This is a genomic window from Ruminococcus sp., from assembly GCF_016283395.1.
Genome location: NZ_JAEEMU010000067.1, coordinates 1 through 2,117, shown reverse-complemented (window position 1 = coordinate 2,117; position 2,117 = coordinate 1). Strand labels below are relative to the sequence as shown.

At 42.7% G+C, this 2,117-nt stretch carries 2 protein-coding genes; both read left to right on the top strand.

Going from position 1 to position 2,117, the window contains the following annotated elements; genetic code table 11:
- The coding region (locus QZZ41_RS15380; protein WP_295074186.1) for an ABC transporter ATP-binding protein at nucleotides 1-1,250 on the top strand (1,250 nt) is incomplete at its 5' end.
- 35 nt (nucleotides 1,251-1,285) lie between these two features.
- Entirely contained in the window at nucleotides 1,286-1,978 is a 693-nt protein-coding gene (locus tag QZZ41_RS15375; protein ID WP_295074184.1) for a GTP pyrophosphokinase family protein, read from the top strand.
- Nucleotides 1,979-2,117: the final 139 nt, after the last annotated feature.

Sequence of the window (2,117 nt, the reverse complement as noted above, 5' to 3'; positions counted from 1 at the left end):
AGACGAGATGGTCTATAACCAAGGAGTCGCAGGCATGCAGCGACGAGATAAACGGTATCCTTAACGAGACTATGTCCGTCAGCGGACAGCTCCTCGTAAAGCTTTTCGGAATGGAAAAGACAGAGTATGATAAATACGAAAAAGTCAATCATAAGTTGATAAAGCTTAATATCCGCGAGGGCATGGCAGGCCGCTGGTTCAGAGTTGCTCTTACAACTTTTTCAAGTATCGGACCTATGCTCATTTACCTTGCTGGCGGTATCCTTATGATGAAGTTTGATTCAGACCTCACAGTAGGTGATATCACTGTTCTCGTTGCACTTCTTGGCAAAATGTACGGACCTGTGAATCAGCTTCTCAACATACAGGTTGACTGGATACGCTCAATGGCAATGTTTACCCGTATATTTGAGTATTTCGACATGCCTGTGGAGATAGAGAACGCTCCCGATGCTATAACTCCTGAAAAGGAGCCCAACGGCGAGGTGGAGTTCAGGAGCGTTGGCTTCTATTATGACAAGGAGAGGCAGATACTTGATGATATCTCATTCAGACTTGACAGCGGAAAATGCATAGCCGTTGTAGGACCTTCGGGCTCGGGAAAGAGTACCCTTGTCAATCTTATACCCCGTCTTTACGATGTCACGGCTGGAGCTGTCCTTTTTGACGGTATAGACGTAAGAAAGCTTGATCTGTCTTATCTCAGGGAGCATATCGGTATCGTAAGTCAGGAGACATATCTCTTTAACGGCACAATCCGTGAGAATCTGCTTTATGCAAAGCCTGACGCTACGGAGGAAGAACTTATAGAAGCTTGTAAGCAGGCAAATATTTATGACTTTATAGAAAAGCAGGAGCAGGGGCTCGATACTGTTGTCGGAAACAGGGGACTTAAGCTTTCAGGCGGAGAAAAACAGCGTATTTCCATTGCAAGAGTACTTCTCAAGGATCCTGCACTAATGATATTCGATGAAGCCACATCGGCTCTTGATTCTATATCTGAACAGAAGATACAGGACGCTATAGAACCGCTTATTTCACAGCGTACAAGTATCCTGATAGCGCATAGGCTCTCGACTATCCTTGCTGCCGACGAGATACTTGTAATAAAAGACGGCAGGATAACCGAAAGAGGTACGCACAGCGAGCTCGTCAACCGCGGGGGAGTATATTCGGAGCTTTACAAGACCCAGTTCAGCAAGGCTGATAACAACTCAGGCAGTTTTGAATATACCGAAGGAGAGGACTGAAAATTTTAGAATAACAACGAAAGGGATGATAGAGTATGAGCGAAAAGGACTTTTACATCGAAGCGTTTGACAACCTTCCGGCTTTGACAGATAACAGTGAGTCCATGAAAGAGATGTTTTCTCATGTCTTTTACGATTTTTTGCAGCTGCAGCATCTTTATGACTCGGCGATAGAGGTTGTAAAGACATATCTCAATATACTTGATAATGAATTCGGAGTTAAATTTCAGAGAAATCCCATACACAACATCGAAAGCAGGCTGAAATCCCCGCAATCAATAATTGGAAAGCTCCAAAAGAAAGGACTTCCAATCACAACTGAAGCGGCAAGAAAGAACCTCCTTGATCTTGCAGGTATAAGAGTTACCTGCTATTACATCACCGATATATACGCAATTATCGAAATGTTGTGCAGGCGTGACGATTTTACCGTTATAAAGAAAAAGGATTATATCAAGAATCCAAAGCCGAGCGGATATCGCAGCTATCATTTAGTACTGAACGTACCAGTATATCTGTCAACACATAAGGAATACGCTCCTGTTGAGATACAGATACGCACAATCGCAATGGACTTCTGGGCAAGTCTTGAACACCAGCTTAAATACAAGACATCTGCGAATATACCTGCTGATATTTCGGAGGAGCTTCGCGAGTGCGCAGAGAGAATAGCCGAGACTGATATACAAATGCAGAGAATATACATGCAGATAAACGATATGGAGTAAATATACGGTACAGATAACTGTATTCGTCAAATTCCACTTTGAATATTAATGATTTACAAAAAAATCCCCGTTCACTTTTGCTTCTTTCAATGCTATAATCAGTAATACAAAAATACAGCAGTCAAAAAGAAAGGAGCAG

Bases quoted from the DNA above. Each gene is read 5' to 3' on its own strand.
- QZZ41_RS15375 (WP_295074184.1), top strand. From the start codon at position 1,286: ATGAGCGAAAAGGACTTTTACATCGAAGCGTTTGACAACCTTCCGGCT.